Consider the following 17,024-nt stretch of genomic DNA (forward strand, 5'->3'; position numbering starts at 1 on the left):
GGCCCGATTCAACAGCCAGTTGCAACTGTTTCTGAAAAACGGTTTCCTGAGTCGGATACAATTGTAACCGTTCATTCAGCTCACCCCAAACTATTGAGGTGCTACAGAGCTGCATTTTCACTGTAAAAAAGAATAATCAGGCCTGATAAACGATGGACTTTACCTTTTTCAATCAATTGATGTTAATCCTGGCTCTCTCCGTGGGAGCCATTGCACTGTTTCATCGCCTGAATCTGCCAGAGAGTCTTGGCTACCTGGCCGTGGGTATCGTACTTGGCCCTACCGCCACAGGTTTGATTGATCATAGCTTTGATATCAGCCTGCTGGCCGAAATTGGCGTGGTTTTCCTGCTGTTTACCCTGGGTCTTGAGTTTTCGCTCAAACGAATGAAGTCCATGAAGCGGGAAGTGTTCGGACTTGGGGGCGGGCAGGTCCTGTTATGTGGGGCAGGAATATTTGCGGTTCTGCTGTTGGTTGGAACATCAGTAAAAGAAGCTTTGATCGTTGCAGCCGCTCTTGCTCTGTCTTCTACTGCGATTGTTTCTAAAGAGTTGACCCAGAGTAATGAAATTCGCAGTCGTCAGGGCCAGATGGCGATTGGCGTGCTGCTATTTCAGGATATTGCAGCGGTTCTATTCCTGATTCTGGTACCAGCGCTGGCGGGTGCGGGTGATAAGTCAGTTTTCACCACCATCAGCATGGCTCTGGCCAAAGGCCTTCTTTTTGTTCTTCTCATGATGGCTGTTGGTAAATGGATTCTGCCCAGGGTCTTCAACGAAGTGGCCAGGGCTCGTTCTGAAGAGCTATTTGTATTGACTGCGCTCATGATTGCCCTGATGGCTGCCTGGCTAACCCATGTTCTGGGTCTATCTATGGCTCTGGGTGGCTTTATTGCCGGGATGATGATGGGAGAGAGTAACTATAAGCATCAGGTGGAAGCGGATATTCGTCCTTTCCGGGATATTTTACTGGGACTGTTCTTTGTCTCCGTTGGGTTGATGCTTGATCTGAATATTCTGCTGAAGTTCTGGCCAGCAATTATTCTGGGTACCTTGGGTCTGGTTCTCTTCAAACTGGGTATCATTACGCTACTGGCAAGAATGCTTAGAGAGAAAAAAAGCACTTCACTAAAAACTGGCCTGGCGCTGGCTCAAGGGGGCGAATTCTGTTTTGCCCTCATTGCCCTGGCTACTCAATATGGTCAGACGGGAGGGGAGAGAGCTTCTGTGGTGTTGGCTATTACCATTCTTTCCATGATTCTGGCGCCGTTGCTCATCAGAAACAGCAGCAAAATTGTCAATCTTCTATACAAGAAACAAGAAGCTAAACAGTCTCAAATTGATCAGGGCGATATTGAGCAGCAGGTCTCTCACATCAGGCAGCATACCCTGATTTGTGGCTACGGGCGCGTGGGACAGACTATAAGCCGATTCCTGGGGCAAGAAAAGCTGGCTTTTGTAGCAATCGATAATGACCCTCTGCATGTTCATGAAGCCGGGCTTGCAGGTGAACCCGTCTTTTATGGTGATTCTCGTCGATTAGAGCTTTTGGAGTCCGTCGGTTTGAAACGTGCCAGACAAGTGATTATCTGCATTGATCGCAGTGAGAATGCTCTGGAAATCGTCAAAACGATTCGCTCCCATTATCAGGATATTCCTATTCTGGTAAGAACTCAGGATGACAGTCTGACAGCCTCACTTAAAAACGCTGGTGCCACAGCGGTTATTCCCGAAGTGCTCGAATCCAGCTTGTTGATTGTGAAGCATGTTCTGTTAATGTTGGGCATGGATCCCAATCAGGTTAGGGGCAAGATCAATAAAGCCAGAGAACAACAGTACGATATTCTCAATGGTTACTATCCGGGCTATGAAGATGTTCTGGCAGATAGTGAAGAAACCTCTCTGCGCCATGCCGTTAACGTTTGTCGGGGTAACACCTGTGAAGGATTGGATCCCTGTGATTTACCACTTGAACAAGATGTTTCTGTTGTTGAAGTGAAACGAGACGGCCAAAGTTTGGATCCGGAAGATGTGGATGCTCTTAAACAAGACGATATTGTTATTCTGACGGGACCTCTCGCACCCATGCAGCAATCTGAAAAGAACCTTATCTGATCCTGTGGCAGCCATGAAATATGGGCTGCCACTTTCTTAAAAAAATCTTAAAATTCTTTCTCGAAATTAAACTCTGTCCAGAGTTAGATAACTGCCTAACGGTAGAAATAATCCACAATATAATAAAAATAAGTTCATTAATTTCAATATGATACAAGAATAACTTAATAACCGTTCGAACAGGCACTATAATAGTATTTGTGAAAGGAATCTCGGAAAAAACAGGCGGTTAACAATAACTTATATAAATAATACAGGTGAACTACTATGGCCACTCGATCGACTCAGTGCTCTCTCTCTTTGCTTTTTATGCTGGTGTCGGTCCTGACTGTTAAACCTCTTGATAGTCACGCCTTCTTCCTTGAGTTCTATATGCCTCCCTACTTTTCAGGTATGGAAGCGCGCCCAATTGCTTATAAATCAGAACCGCCCCAGAATGCTTCTCTTATTCAGCAGGAAGAGCCTTTTTTCTGCAATGACTACGAGACAAATTTTAATTATTTTAAAAGTCTGCCATCCACTGCATTAATAAAGCTTGGTGGCTTTGGATTATTGGGAACAGCTTTAACCCAATCAGTATCAGGCGGAGTGAATCCTCGTAATTACTGGCACAAGCCTATTTTTCTATTGAACCTGGTCACAATTCTTTCCTGGTCCATACCTCAGGCAAGCTATACCAATGAATACACTCTATCTGCTGCGCAATACCAAAAAGCTGAAAACAAGTCAGATCGCACAACAACGGCAAGCAGCAACAATACTCAGCTTTATGAGGAAGAGCCTTTCGCCGGTTACGCGATGACAAGCCTGTCATTTGTCAGCCTCAATTTACTCGCTGAATTTTATAATGCCAACAATCCGTCCCCAGGACCCGGGGTGAATATACTGGAAAATTTTGCCATCGGTGCGAAATCGATTGGTGTTACCAGCAACGTGGCGTCAGCCCTGAGAACTCACCTCAAAAATGGTTATCTAAGTAAGGGTTATACAATCTATGAAGCTGCTGCTGCTGCATCAAGAGATGTAACCATTATCTACACAGCTGTTCTGGCTGGAGTGGTAAAAACTGGTCTGCTTAACTCAGCAGCTATGGACGGCGTAAACGCCAAAGATATTGAGCAATATTCATGGGCCATGGCTCATTACGTCGGTCGAAAATACTACCATGTATCCCTCTCAGCAGGAATGATGATCAGTGCGGCCTATGAATCGATTGGCTCTCTTGAAAATTACTGCATGGCAAACTTTGATCAGGTTTTGCCCCATGCTCACTATGATGAAGCAGAAAAGCTGGTTTTTTGTAAAGGTGTAGCTTCTGTTTCGATGGCCAGCATCGGCGGTCTGGCTTTATTGAAATATTCCAGTGGTCTGACCTGGATTTATCTCGTAAATGCTGTTGAAGCAGCGGGTCTGATTAATACAGAAATGGCAATCACTCTGGGTCGAAATCTTTTCGATCACCCGGCCGCTAAAGATACAGCAGGACTTACCCTGGGAGGAACAATTACGGCAGGTTCGCTTTTCCTGAACCTCTATTACTTCCCCGGAATAGTTATGACGAGCCTATTCCAGGGCTCCGGGCTAATCATGATATATGAAGGCGGTTCTACACTGGTCAGTCATTCTTATCCTGCTGCAGGAAAAATATTGGCTCTTGGACACAGCTTAATGGGGAATTATGACTATGTCTGTAAACCAAGAGCCAAAGGTCTCAACCATCTTGACCCATAACTATTTGTGCGGTTCTGTTATTTAGGGATGCTACATGCAATCATTGATCAAGCAGTTTTTTTTTCTGGTTTTATTGTTTTGCTTCACCTCTCTTTGTGCCGCTCAGTCGAAGTTCAATCTCAGCACTTCTCTTTACACTCCTTCCCTGAATTCTGACCCGAAACCAGGGCTTGAACCAGAAGTGAATGTGAACCTTTTCTGGTCTCATCAACCATTCAGCGTGGAGCTTCAAAAACAGCATGAATCTGGAGAATTTATAATAACTGAGCTACCGGAAATGGATTTGCAAGAGGCAAGAACATTTCTGGATACGACATTATCCAACCAGCTTAAGGAAAGAAGTCTGGATCATGAAATTCGAGTACCCTGTAATAGGCAAAGTCGCAAATGTGATGTTGAGGTTTACCTGTTCAATCAGCGGGAATCATCAAAGCAGCTGACAGAGATTATACGATTTACGGTACTTCTGAATTTAAGGCCAGCCACAGTAAACACAGACTCTTATCACTCATCGAAAATCGATAAATCAGGTAGTAACGCACATTCTGGCTTAGAAGAAGAATCTGATTCACACTGTATTGCAAGTATGTCTTGTCCTTCTGCTTCTGTTTCAACAACAGAAACAGCTTCATTACAAGAATCAGATCTACCTGACCTTGATCAGGACTGGATGGATCGAGTTCATGTCTATCGAAATCAAGAGAATGGAGACAATCTGGTCATAAGGGATAACATTGTCTACTACACCGGTAAATCACTGACTGTTATTCTCAGTCTATTCAATACGCTGCTATTCCAGTCGGGCCCCATTGATACCAGTGACGGATATTATGGGCATTTCACCAACGCCCACGTATTGGCAGAGGCCCTCGCAATGGGGGATACAATACCGCTTTTGATCAGAGATCATAAGTTGGCTTACGTTACACCTCAGTTAGATGCTACCGGCTTCGCTCTGAGCCTCGCTATTTATGTTACCTACGTATATTACTGGGATAATTTGACTCTGGACAAGAGAAAGATGTCGGGGGCAGATGTGCGGGTATTTTACGCCTGGAAGCTGTTTGCAAATATTGCGACCAAAGCGATTGGCGAGGTCGCAGAACAGAGAGTATTTGCTAATGAGACCGACAGTGATATTCATAAAATAAAATCCTCGCTGTTTACCAGCCTGATAACAGCCCTTCCCTACGGGACAAAGTTACTGGTAACAGCTTTTACAGGAAATAACTATGCCAACCACTTATTGATGGCTGTACCGGCCGATCACCTGCTCTCATGCTCGATCAGTGTGAATGGCGTCTGCATTCAACTGTTTTTCCATCGTATTCTGGGAGAAGCTGATATGACCATTGTTCCTGCTACATCACTGGAACCGGCTAAAAAAGTGACATCTGGCCTTTCTTATATTCCGTCAGCGATGACACAGGTTGCCATAGGAAAAGCTTTGAACGCGCTGGGGATGACTGTATGTGGTGGACATTACATAAAAGGCGCCGGGTATGCATTGGTTGACGGTGTCGATAAATATCTGATTGCCCAAGGTGCCAGCGATCTTAGCCGGTATACAGCGTTAACGGGTGGTGCCCTTTTTATGAGTTACAGTAACTATTCATTCAACAGGGCATTTGCGTCTGGATTCAGTTACCGCTACGCAAAATATCTGATGATTTTGGCAAGTACGGCTTTTATGACACTGTCTGAGTTTTACTTTCATACAACTATATTAAGGTGATTTTAACTTGATTGCGTCATGGTAGGTCTTCTCTTGTCAGATCACTTGTGATTTCATCGCAGGGATGCAATAAGATGACACAGGCACGGAATGGAGAACTATGATGGCAAATGGCACAGGCTTTCTTTCAACGTTGCAGAGCACTCTGGCGTCGGCGTTTGGTGTACAAAGTGAAAAAAAACGGAAGCGTGATTTCTCTCAGGGGCGTCCGGCGCACTTCATCATCGCCGGTATGATTGGAACACTTGTTTTTATTCTGATCTTAATGCTGGTGGTGAAACTGGTGCTCAGTCAGTCTGGGTAGACTTATTGATGACTGACCCAATATACGGCAGTAACAACAACCAGCATCACGATTGAAACAGCTGCAATAGCATCAACAGTACTGTCTTTCGTGGGTTTTCCCTGAGCCATTCATCATCCCCTCAATCAGTTACTTGACATTCAGTTATTTGATAGCGCTACTCCAAGCTAGCCGATTATCAGTCTTTGGGCAACTAGCAGTTGCCCGGCTTGATGATCCTTTTCCACAACATAGGTCTTGATTGAGGCATTCATCTGAAATAGTGTACCCGTAGCTTGGAATCGGATCGGTATCATCAATCTCTCTTATGCATAGATTCGTTCGGATATGCTGTTTTCATCTAGTTATATAAAAAAATTTTTTATTACAAATTCAAAAATACTGGTATCTTTTGTATTCTCGGTCGTGGCTGGAATCTGCATCGAGCCTGAAACAGATTTCCTGAGGCCTAACGGAGACAGGCCATTGGATAGCTCGCCAACTCAATTAGAAAATTATTCCCATGTATAAATACGATGAGTACGATCAACGCATCGTCGACGAAAGAGTGAGTCAGTTCAGAGACCAGACTCGACGTTACCTCGCCGGTGAGATCGCAGAGGACGATTTTTTGCCCCTGCGTCTGCAGAATGGCCTCTATATCCAGCGTTTTGCTCCCATGTTGCGGATCGCAATTCCTTACGGTTTATTGAATACCCGCCAAGTCAGAAGACTCTCTGAAATCTCGCGCAAATACGATAAGGGCTACGTGCACTTCACTACCCGTCAAAACGTTCAGTTGAACTGGCCTCTGCTTGAGCAGGTTCCTGAAATTCTCGCTGATCTTGCGGAAGTTGAGATGCATGCAGTGCAGACCAGTGGAGCCTGTATTCGTAACACGACTACCGATCAGTTTGCCGGTGTTGCCCGAGATGAAATTGTAGATCCAAGACCCTGGTGTGAAATCATCCGTCAGTGGTCCACATTCCATCCGGAATTTGCCTTTCTGCCCCGAAAATTCAAAATCGCCGTTTGTGGTTCTGAAGAAGATCGTGCTGCCACTATGGTTCATGACATTGGTGTTCATGCCTTCCGAAATGAGAATGGCAATGTTCGATTCAAGATACTGGCCGGTGGTGGACTGGGACGAACACCCATGGTGGCAAGTGTCATCAGGGAGTCCATAGAGCCTGAGCATTTGTTGACCTATCTGGATGCCATTCTGAGGGTTTATAACCGCTATGGTCGTCGTGATAACAAATACAAGGCGCGCATCAAGATTCTTGTAAAAGCAATGACACCTGAGGTGTTCACCGAGAAAGTGGAATCAGAATGGGAGCAGATCAAAGACTCTGCATCTCTCTTGCCTGAAGCCGAAATAGAGCGTGTCAGCCAGCACTTCATTGATCCGGAATACAAAGGTCTGGTGGATCAGGACTTTAATGATCTTGCTTTGCAAGCACCGATAGGTTTCCATTCCTGGCTGAAGCAGAATGTATTTGCCCATAAGAAACCGGGTTACTGTGCCGTTACTGTGACATTGAAAGCTACCGGGGAGGCTCCTGGTGATGTCTCTGCAGAACAATTGGATGTGATTGCTGATCTTGCCGATCAGTTCAGTCTTGGAGAGCTCAGAGTCAGCCATGAGCAGAATCTGATATTTGCAGACGTCGAACAAACGGCACTGATTGAACTTTGGGAAAAATTGTCAGCTGTCGGTCTGGCGACGGCCAATCGTGGCCTATTAACCGACATGATCTGCTGCCCGGGTGGTGATTTCTGTGCACTGGCCAATGCTCGATCTATTCCCCTGGCAGAAGAGATTCAGCGCAAGTTCGACGATATCGACTTTCTGCATGACGTCGGTGAGCTGGACCTGAACATTTCAGGTTGCATGAATGCATGTGCCCATCACCATGTGGGTCATATAGGTATTCTGGGTGTTGACAGAAAAGGCATTGAATATTATCAGGTTCAGGTCGGTGGCTCTGCTTCAAAAGGGGCAACCCTGGGCAAGATTATTGGACCGTCCTTCAAGCGTGAAGAAATTCCTGACGTGCTTGAGAAAATCCTCAATGTTTACATAGAGCAGCGTCGTGAAGATGAACTGTTTATTGATACCTGCCAGCGCATTGGCATAACCCCTTTCAAGGAGCGTGTGTATGCCCAGGCTGCTTAAAAATAACGAAGTTTTTGAGGATGATTACCAGATTCTGGATTCTGAATCTGAAGATCTGGCATTTACAGGGACACTGTTGATCCCGGCCAGGGAACTCGATCAACATGAGAAACTGCTTGAACAAAAGCAGCAGCCAACAGGCTTGTTCCTTGATAGTGATGACAATGTCGAAAGTTATGCTGACATACTGTCCAGCTTCGACTTGATCACCATTAATTTTCCCAAGTTTATTGATGGTAGAGGCTATTCTCTCTGCCGCATCCTCAGGGACCGTTATCATTACAAAGGGGATATCAGAGCCGTGGGTGACGTGCTTATCGATCAGATTTTCATGTTGCAGCGTTGTGGCTTTTCAAGTTATTACCTGAGAGAAGACCAAAAAGCAGAAGATGCTATCAAGGCATTGGATACTTTTAGCCTCAGGTATCAGGGAAGCAGTGATGACCCTGAACCACTCTATAGAAAAAGAAAGGTATCTTAGAAGAGCCTGATCCATCTTGTTAAGGGCTGCAATCCAATCTGCAGCCCTACCCTTCTCTTGTTTACCGGACTCCCAACCTTGGGTATATACTTGGTCTTTTAGCTTCAAGCAAAATGCGGGCTGGAATAGCCCTTTTATAAACAATCATTTATCTGGCGAGTCTAATGGAAAGTGGTTCCCTGCTCTTCTCTTTCTTTCTTATCTTCAGTGGTGCTGCAATACTCGCTACTGCCGCGCTATTTACCCGTCAACCTCTTCTGGTTGCCTACATCGTACTGGGTGCCTTCCTCGGCCCCTATGGCATGGAAATGGTTACGGATACCGGGCTTTTAAATGATATTGCTCACGTCGGAATTATATTCCTGTTGTTTTTGCTTGGACTGGATATGCAGCCTGCTCACCTTGGTCATCTGCTCAAGAAAACAGCTACGGTAGGACTCATCAGTTCGATCATATTTGCACTAACCGGTTATGGACTGGGGCTGGCATTTGGTTTCAGCCAAAAAGAAGCCGTCATAACCGGTGCTACAATGATGTTCTCCAGTACGATTATTGGTATCAAATTATTGCCAACCACGGTACTGCATCACAAACATACCGGAGAGATTCTTGTCAGTCTGCTGCTTTTGCAGGATCTGCTGGCGATTCTGGTTCTCCTGTTGCTTTACAACTTTGATGGTGGATTTGCTAACAGTAGAATGGACGTTCTGATGGCTCTCGCCGCATTACCCATGATCATAGCTGCGGCTTTTCTGGCAGTTCGTTATGCTCTGTTGCCATTGATGGCACGCTTTGACCGGTTTCATGAATACATGTTCCTGTTAGCCATTGGCTGGTGTCTTGGCTTCGCTGAACTGGCCCATGCCTTGAATCTTTCCTATGAAATTGGTGCCTTTATTGCCGGGGTCAGCATTGCTACCAGCCCGATTTCTCAATACATTGCCATTAATCTAAAGCCATTGAGAGATTTCTTCCTGGTTCTGTTCTTCTTCTCAATCGGTGCCAGCTTTAACCTGAATTTGTTTGGAGATGTTTGGCTACCTGCCCTGATCATGACAGTTATTTGTCTGCTTCTTAAACCCGCCACATTTGGTATTTTGCTGAGAGCCAATGAGAAAAAATCAACGGCATGGGAAGTAGGTTTCAGATTGGGCCAGACCAGTGAGTTTTCTATTCTGATTGCAGTACTGGCAACGGGACAGATGTTAATCGGGGAGATAGCAGCTCACGTCGTCCAGGCAACTGCCATACTGACTTTAATCATCTCTTCCTACGTTGTAGTGTTTAATTATGAATCACCCATAGCTGTGTCGGAAAAGCTGAGAAGAGACTAAATCGGGATAGGGCGTAGCCTCACAGCTACGCTCTATCCCGATCAGACAACTTTGGAGCAGTTAAGAAAAGTATCGACCCTGAGACAATCTTTCCCAGATTTTTCCAAAGGCATTATCGAGAGTCGTTTCAGCGGCCAGGCCCAGTTTGCTGGCCATTCCCTTTTTCACTTCATAGCTGACCTGAATAATGTCTACTGAGTCTACCTTGCTATAGATATATTCATCACTGGTCATGACTTGATCAATCAGGTTTTTCGCAATTGCCTGACGGCCATACCAGATTTCACCGGTGGCGATCTCTTCTATGTTCACCTGCTCACGTTCTTCCTTGATGAAATCTTTGAACAGCTCATGAGTATCCTGAATATCCTGCTTGAACTTATCACGGCCCTTTTCAGTGTTTTCACCAAGAACTGTCAGAGTGCGTTTAAATTCACCGGCAGTGTGCAGTTCAATATCAACGTCATGTTTCTTAAGCAATTTGTTGATATTGGGCAGCTGAGCCATAACCCCTATGGAGCCAATTATGGCAAAAGGCGCAGCAACAATCTGATTAGCCGTACAGGCCATCATATAACCACCACTGGCAGCCACTTTATCGACTGCAATGGTGAACTTAACACCACGATCTCTGATACGTTGTAACTGGGAAGCCGCAAGACCATAGGCGTGAACCATGCCTCCAGCACTCTCCAGCTTAAGAAGTACTTCATCCTTATCTGTGATAACAGAGAGTACTGCGGTGATCTCTTCCCGAAGAGACTTGACCGCAGAAGCTTTCATATCGCCATGAAAATCAAGGACATACAGGCGTGGTTTTATTTCCTTTTCTTTATCCTTTTTCTTTTCCTTGTCAGCTTTCTTTTTTTCCTTAGCCAGCTGCTTCAGGCCTTCCTTGTCGAGAGTCGCATGCTGAAGATCATCCTTCAGGTGCTGAAAGTGTTCATTCAGTTTCTTGATTTCAAGATGCCCTTTACTGATCTTTTTGGATTTTTCTCCCATTGCTGCTACGGCAACAATGATGATCAGCAGTGCCACAACAAATGTGACCACTTTGGCAAGGAATAAGCCGTATTCCGCCAGATACTCCAAGAGAGCCTCCCATGATACATGTCAAAATGAGTGCTTAAGGATACCTGAAAAAGAGAATTTGTTTTATGGGTTTAGGCAATGGTTTACATTTCCAGTTGTCCAGACCAAAAACAGACACCTCTGAAGCTCTTGTAAGCAGCGAGCCCAAAAATAACGTTATCAGCGTCGATCACGTGAGATGGGCAGCACAGGATTCATCTGCACAGGGGCCACAAGAGCGATAAAAAATCCTATAGATCCCGAAGATATTCCCTGAAAAGTGCTCTGATTTAACGTAAGCATGAAACTGTCGAGTGGTTCAGACCTCACTCTCAAGTTCCTTAGTCTATGCTACGTGCAGGCACTAAACATGATTTAGTTGAGTGACTATGATCAAACGACACATGTGTACCGTTCTGCTTGTCTTAAGCTTACTTTGTAATCACGCCCTTGCTGACACAGCTTGTGAAGTTAATAATGGCAAAAATCAAGACTTCAGAAATTTTCCTACAACGCCTGATGATACGATCTTAAACAGCCGTAATGACGGGGTTGCAGACACTTGTGTTATAAACGGCGAACAAATAAGAACATTTGACTATAGCAGTGGCCTCACCGTTAATATCACCAAATCACCCATTCAATTGCTTTATATGAACACATATATTTTTGGTGGCCTGACCGTTAATGGCAATGACTCCAGCAATGGTCTGTTTATCATTGGTTCTGAATTTGGATCTACTATCGAAGGTGACGTCAACATTATAAACAAAGGTAAATTAGAGCTTGTCAGCTTCAATAATAGCTCTTCAACACCTCGATTTCATTATGATAACGCCATTATTAATATTGAAAATGACTCAGCCTTACAAATTGATTACAACACATCGAATATAACTGGTTACTACATGTCATTAAGGGCTATTACAGGTGAAGGTGAAACCGTCATGAATAACTTTGGCCCTAAAAGGGATTTCGAGCAAGGGAGCTTATATATACACACAAAAGATAATGACAATTATGTCTATAATGGCGATTTCGTTACTTCTAATGGCAAGCCCATAGAAAGTTTACATATCGACGGCCCAGGAAAGTGGACATTTACAGGTGATATTAGAAATGCTGGAACTGGTGGCACCATAGGTTTCACAGATGGTTTTGAATATATTGAAGTGAACCGGGGCAGTACATTAGAGATCACCACAAAGCCTTTTATTTATGGCAGCAGAGTCGATATTGGTGGCACGCTGATCTTTAATCAAAGTTTTGACGGCACTGTATCAGGCGCTGAGTTCAATGGTGACGGGAAAATTATTAAAAAAGGGACATCCAATGTCAGTTTAGCGGGAATTAACAGCAGTTTTCGTGGTGATATTCATATTGAAGAAGGCACTTTAAGCTTGATAGGCAGCGCCAACCTTAGCAATTCGGGTTGGCTCTATATCAACGATGGCACCACTCTCAATGTCAGCCAGGGAGGCAATACCCGTGCAATTAACAGGATTGCCGGCGCAGGGCGTATTGAGTTAGGCAATAGCACTGTATATAGAATCATTCAATTAGCCCCTGGCGATAACGGCATAGGTGTTTTATATGTCAATGGGTCAGGCACACTTGATTTTTCAAATACTAAAATTTCCATTGAATTAGATCCGACTTTAAGTGCTATCCCAAAAGAAGGCCTGACTCACGACAGCGTCATAGCTAACTCAAAAATCAATGTAAATAAAACGACCACAATCGGTCTATATAACCTGCAAACAAATGCTTCACCTGATGAATTTCTTCATGGCAAACGGTTTACCGTTTTAAGAGCTGGTTCAGGACTATCATCTTTGACCGAGACTCAGATAAATGAAGACCCCCAAAGCTTTAATCCCTTTATAGAGGTAGACACATCTAAAACCACAATCACAGATACTGATGTCACTGTAGAGTTTGGTGTAAAAACCGTTCAACAAGCCACAGAAACCATAGCTAGGATTGATACAAAAGCAGTTAATGGAGCTTCAAAAAATAAACAATTGGCTGCTGCTCAGTATATCGAAAAAGTTACGGGCTTAACCGGCACTCAAGCCCCTTCAGAAAAACAGCTTGAAAACAATAGTTTTTTTCAAGGGCTGACTGGCTTGGATTTAGCTAATATGGCTTCTAATAATAACCCTGAAGCTTATGCCTCTAATATGAGTGTTGCTCTTGAATTTAACAGTTTGGTTGCTAACGCCGTCTTTGATAATGGCTTGAGTAAAATCACCTCACGCAACCTTACCCAAGTGATTAACCCTGATACCAAAAAACGTTTATGGCTTTCTACATTAAACACCAACGGTAAAGTCGATGGGGACTCAGGAAAAACTGGGAATTATGAATACAGTCAAAGTTTATTGCTTCTTGGTTTAGACGCTTTCAATCAAAGCCAACAGACTCTTGGTTTTTTTGTAGGCACAGGAAATCCCGAATTAAAAGAGCACGATCATATCAATCAAAAGTTCAACGCTGATAGCTGGCTAGTAGGCAGCTATTTTAACTGGCAATTTAACTCAAGATATAGAATGAACACCATGATGTTTCTGTCCCAGAATGACTTTGAATCCAAAAGAGCTAATATCAATACAAGTGGGCAAAGCACAAGCGCTTCTGAATCACAATACAAGCAAACTCTTCTCACCCTGGGCATTCAAGTTGAAGATGTATTTAAACAGTCTGACAGCTTACTGTTGGCTTCAATATTTGGGTTTAACTACACCTACCTTGATCAAGGTGCTATTAAGGAAAGTCGCGGAGGTGAAGATTATGACTATGAAATCGATAGTGCAGACGCTCAATCTCTAGTTCTGGTAGCCGGGTTAGATACTTTGATTGAAGCTTCAATTGCAGAAAAACCCGGTTATGTCGACTTTAGAATTCGCTATGAGTTTGACATAACAGCTAATCGAAAAGAAACTCATGACTTAGATGCAGGCTTAGCTGGCCAGAACAAGGACGAATTTTCCGGGCAGAACCGAGGCCCGCATGCTCTGATGTTTGGAGCAGGCTATAACATCAATCTGACAAAGTCATTTAATCTAGGTACTGATGCAAGTTATACCATTAGATCGGAGGGGCATGATTATCGCGCTGGGCTTAATCTGGCTTATTTATTCTGATTATTGAATCCTCTCAAGGTAGATCGTTGCAATGGTTTTATCAGTCCCATGTTTGGTTTGATTGCCAATCCTTCACATTGGACTCAGACGACTGCGTGCTGTTTACTATTGGTTCGACAGTATTTTCTGACTGTTTAGATTTTGCACGGAGCGTTTAATTGTTATTTTTTAAAAATATGATTGTATAATATTATTTATCTATTAAATGCCTGGCTATTGTGAATTTAGGCGGAACGTCCGGTAGGTTATTTCTCTGGAACCATTCAGCGCTCACAAGTTCTTTCTCTTCAAGAAAAATCTCCCCTGATTTATATTCGGCGTGATAGCCCAGCATCAAGGCATGAGGAAATGGCCAACTCTGACTGAGCTGGTACTTTATTTCACCGACCTCCAGACCGACTTCTTCCCTGATCTCTCTCACTACAGCTTCCTCTGCACTCTCTCCTGGCTCTATAAAACCGGCGATAACCGTATGCATTGTCGTATTTCGCAAATGTCGTCTATGACGAACGAGCAATATTTCATCACCTTTGTGAATAAGAACAATGATGCACGGAGATATCCTTGGATAGTAAGTCATCTCACAAGCTGGGCAAGACATTGCCCAGTCCCCTTCGCCTGACATGCACGGGCTACCGCAGCGGCCACAGAATTGGTGGTCTCTCCTTGATCTCAAGATTTGAGCTGCATGGCTGTATAATGCCACCATTGATTCAGGCTGCATTGCCATATACTGTCGGGCGTCAATGGCACTGCCCTCATCTGGAATACGGTCTGTTTTTATAACCGAGACCGAATACTTGTCCAGTGTTCCGGTTCTGATCGCTTCGAGGCCATCCATCCAGGAGCGATTCTCCCAGAGGAACCCGCCATCAGGATTCATCACGATGTCATGACCAGAAAGAATCAAAAAACGATCAGACTGGTCTCCTTTCTGAGTCCAGCCACTTGCAGGTTGGTATGGCATAAATGTCACAGCTCTCGTTGATGAATCAATCGTTGGCCATTGCAAACTTCATTTATCAAAAGCAATCACCAGTCTTGCTGACCTATTTTTTGCAGTTTTTCCTGATGCAGTTTTAATTCAGCATCGGTCGGTTTGATGATTTTCAAGGCAGGCCTGTCTGAAGATAAACGTCTGATAACCGTTACATCATCCTCTGTCCCCTCTCCTGCTCCACCCAAGAGCAGCGAAGTCTGGCCACCGGTCATGGCGAGATATACTTCAGCCAATATTTCAGAGTCAAGAAGCGCCCCATGGAAGGTACGGGCTGAGTTATCGATAAAATAACGTTTACACAGTGCGTCCAGGTTATTTTTCTGACCTGGGTGTTTCTTTCTTGCTATGGCAAGGGAGTCGGTAATTTTACTGTAGTCCTCTACCTGTCCGAGGCCGGGGTCCAGCCACTTCAGCTCATGGTTGAGAAAGTTAACATCAAAGGGGGCGTTATGAGCAATCAGTTCAGCATCCTTGATAAAATCCAGAAAGTCTTTGGCCACTGCTGCAAAGAGCGGTTTGTCCCGAACAAATTCGTTGGTAATACCGTGAACCTGAATAACCTCATCATCCATATGCCGCTCAGGATTGATATAGACATGATAGGTATTGCCCGTCAGCTTCCTGTCAATCATCTCCACACAACCGATTTCGACAATTCGGTGGCCCTGTGAAGGGTCGATACCGGTGGTTTCCGTATCCATTATGATTTGGCGGCTCATTGCTTCTTACCTTCAATAATCTCTTGGGCACCGCGACAGGCGAGTTCATCGGCCATTTCATTTTCCCGATGTCCTGCATGCCCTTTCACCCAGCACCATTCAATCTTATGGCGGGTATTCTGAACATCAAGCCGCTCCCATAAGTCCTTGTTTTTTACGGATTTACCTGCTGCTGTTTTCCAGCCTTTGCGTTTCCAGCCATTCAGCCATTCGGTAATACCCTTTCGTACATATTGGGAATCTGTCGTGACACGGACCGTACAGGTCCGTGTCAAGGTTTCCAGTCCCATAATAGCGGCCATCAATTCCATACGGTTATTGGTGGTTTCCTTTTCACCGCCATACAGTCCTTTTTCAGCAGTGCCATAACGCAATACCACCCCCCAACCTCCGGGGCCAGGGTTTCCTTTACAGGCACCATCTGTAAAAAGCTCAACTAGCTTGCTCAACGATTATCTCCCACCCGGCTGGACCCTGTAATCGGCTTTCCGACCAGGGATTGCCCCACTGAGGACCAGACAGGCTTGATCGGTGTCATGCCTGGCACTTCCCGGGTAGCAACTATGATGTAAAAACTGCCAAAGGGCAGCATCCAATTGTGACAGCGTTGTTCAATCACTTCCGTCTTCAAACCCATTGCAGAGTGGTTGGAGGGGAACAGATAGGCACCATGAATCACTTTCTCAACACTGAATCCCAGCAGGGTTAACCAGTCTTTCATCCGGCTGGGACTGATGAACTGAACCCCACGGAACAACTTTCGATAACCCGGAAGTATCATCCGCTTGATATTGCAGAGACTCAAAGGGTTAAAACCCACTACAATCATCTTGCCTCCGGGTATGATGGTATGACCGGCTTCGCTGAGAAGCCGGTGCGGACGATCAGACACTTCTACCATATGATGCAGCAAGACTAGATCCAGGCTGCCCGGAGCAATCGGCCAGTGGTAAGGATCAAGCAGTAATGAAGACACTGGTTCAGTGTTCAAAGGGTGAAACCGGAAGTTCCGGCTGACTTGAGAGCCTGACAGCAGAGAAGAAGTCGGGGATACGGATAACTCGACAGCGTGATAACCAAAGATATACTTTAACTCATGTTCTATGTGACAGCCTTCTGCCTTGAGCACAAACTCTCCTGCGCCGGACTGCATCCACTCCTGCAGGGCCCGCAACTTTTGAGGCATTTCAGGTCCGGTCGATTTTTTAAACCATTGCATCAGGCTTTTTCC

At 44.8% G+C, this 17,024-nt stretch carries 13 protein-coding genes; 8 read left to right on the forward strand and 5 right to left on the reverse strand.

What is annotated here, in order from left to right; translation table 11 throughout:
- Positions 1 to 152 precede the first annotated feature (152 nt).
- The 7 genes from KDK17_RS12645 (at position 153) to KDK17_RS12675 (ending at position 9,857) form a co-directional block, all read left to right on the forward strand.
- Positions 153 to 2,114 carry a cation:proton antiporter gene (locus KDK17_RS12645; protein WP_257254574.1) on the forward strand — a complete coding sequence of 654 codons (1,962 nt, stop codon included), beginning with the start codon at positions 153 to 155 and terminating at the stop codon, positions 2,112 to 2,114.
- 267 nt (positions 2,115 to 2,381) lie between these two features.
- Positions 2,382 to 3,845: a hypothetical protein gene (locus tag KDK17_RS12650; RefSeq protein ID WP_257254575.1), complete on the forward strand. Its 1,464-nt coding sequence runs from the start codon at positions 2,382 to 2,384 to the stop codon at positions 3,843 to 3,845.
- Between the two features lie 277 nt (positions 3,846 to 4,122).
- A complete protein-coding gene (locus tag KDK17_RS12655; protein WP_257288213.1) occupies positions 4,123 to 5,580 on the forward strand; it encodes a hypothetical protein in 1,458 nt (485 codons plus the stop codon).
- A 100-nt stretch (positions 5,581 to 5,680) separates the two neighbouring features.
- The gene (locus KDK17_RS12660; RefSeq protein WP_257275648.1) at positions 5,681 to 5,884 is read left to right on the forward strand and encodes a DUF2970 domain-containing protein; all 204 of its coding nucleotides are present in this window, start codon (positions 5,681 to 5,683) and stop codon (positions 5,882 to 5,884) included.
- A gap of 502 nt (positions 5,885 to 6,386) precedes the next feature.
- A complete protein-coding gene (locus tag KDK17_RS12665) occupies positions 6,387 to 8,042 on the forward strand; it encodes a nitrite/sulfite reductase (protein ID WP_257274352.1) in 1,656 nt (551 codons plus the stop codon).
- Positions 8,026 to 8,523: a DUF934 domain-containing protein gene (locus KDK17_RS12670; RefSeq protein WP_257252622.1), complete on the forward strand. Its 498-nt coding sequence runs from the start codon at positions 8,026 to 8,028 to the stop codon at positions 8,521 to 8,523. Before KDK17_RS12665 ends, KDK17_RS12670 begins: the two co-directional genes overlap by 17 nt.
- 164 nt (positions 8,524 to 8,687) lie before the next feature.
- Complete coding sequence (locus KDK17_RS12675) at positions 8,688 to 9,857, forward strand: cation:proton antiporter (RefSeq protein ID WP_257274353.1); 1,170 nt, start codon at positions 8,688 to 8,690, stop codon at positions 9,855 to 9,857.
- Positions 9,858 to 9,917: 60 nt separating this feature from the next.
- Here the strand turns inward: KDK17_RS12675 and sohB are convergent, their stop codons facing one another.
- A complete protein-coding gene (gene sohB / locus KDK17_RS12680) occupies positions 9,918 to 10,949 on the reverse strand; it encodes a protease SohB (RefSeq protein ID WP_257279510.1) in 1,032 nt (343 codons plus the stop codon).
- Between the two features lie 368 nt (positions 10,950 to 11,317).
- On the opposite strand from sohB, the gene KDK17_RS12685 reads away from it, so the two are divergent.
- Positions 11,318 to 14,074 (forward strand): autotransporter outer membrane beta-barrel domain-containing protein, encoded by a 2,757-nt coding sequence (locus KDK17_RS12685; protein ID WP_257276204.1) that lies wholly within the window; start codon positions 11,318 to 11,320, stop codon positions 14,072 to 14,074.
- A 190-nt stretch (positions 14,075 to 14,264) separates the two neighbouring features.
- Here the strand turns inward: KDK17_RS12685 and nudC are convergent, their stop codons facing one another.
- The 4 genes from nudC to KDK17_RS12705 form a co-directional block, all read right to left on the reverse strand.
- Positions 14,265 to 15,041, reverse strand: a complete 777-nt coding sequence (gene nudC / locus KDK17_RS12690; protein WP_257255640.1) for an NAD(+) diphosphatase — start codon at positions 15,039 to 15,041, stop codon at positions 14,265 to 14,267.
- Positions 15,042 to 15,106: 65 nt separating this feature from the next.
- Positions 15,107 to 15,793, reverse strand: coding sequence for a DNA polymerase III subunit epsilon (dnaQ, locus tag KDK17_RS12695; protein WP_257255639.1), 687 nt, complete (start codon positions 15,791 to 15,793; stop codon positions 15,107 to 15,109).
- The gene (rnhA, locus tag KDK17_RS12700; RefSeq protein WP_257255638.1) at positions 15,790 to 16,242 is read right to left on the reverse strand and encodes a ribonuclease HI; all 453 of its coding nucleotides are present in this window, start codon (positions 16,240 to 16,242) and stop codon (positions 15,790 to 15,792) included. Before rnhA ends, dnaQ begins: the two co-directional genes overlap by 4 nt.
- Positions 16,239 to 17,012, reverse strand: a complete 774-nt coding sequence (locus KDK17_RS12705) for a class I SAM-dependent methyltransferase (protein ID WP_257255637.1) — start codon at positions 17,010 to 17,012, stop codon at positions 16,239 to 16,241. Before KDK17_RS12705 ends, rnhA begins: the two co-directional genes overlap by 4 nt.
- Between the last annotated feature and the right edge of the window lie 12 nt (positions 17,013 to 17,024).

Source organism: Endozoicomonas sp. SESOKO2 (assembly GCF_024606245.1).
GTDB lineage: Bacteria > Pseudomonadota > Gammaproteobacteria > Pseudomonadales > Endozoicomonadaceae > Endozoicomonas_A.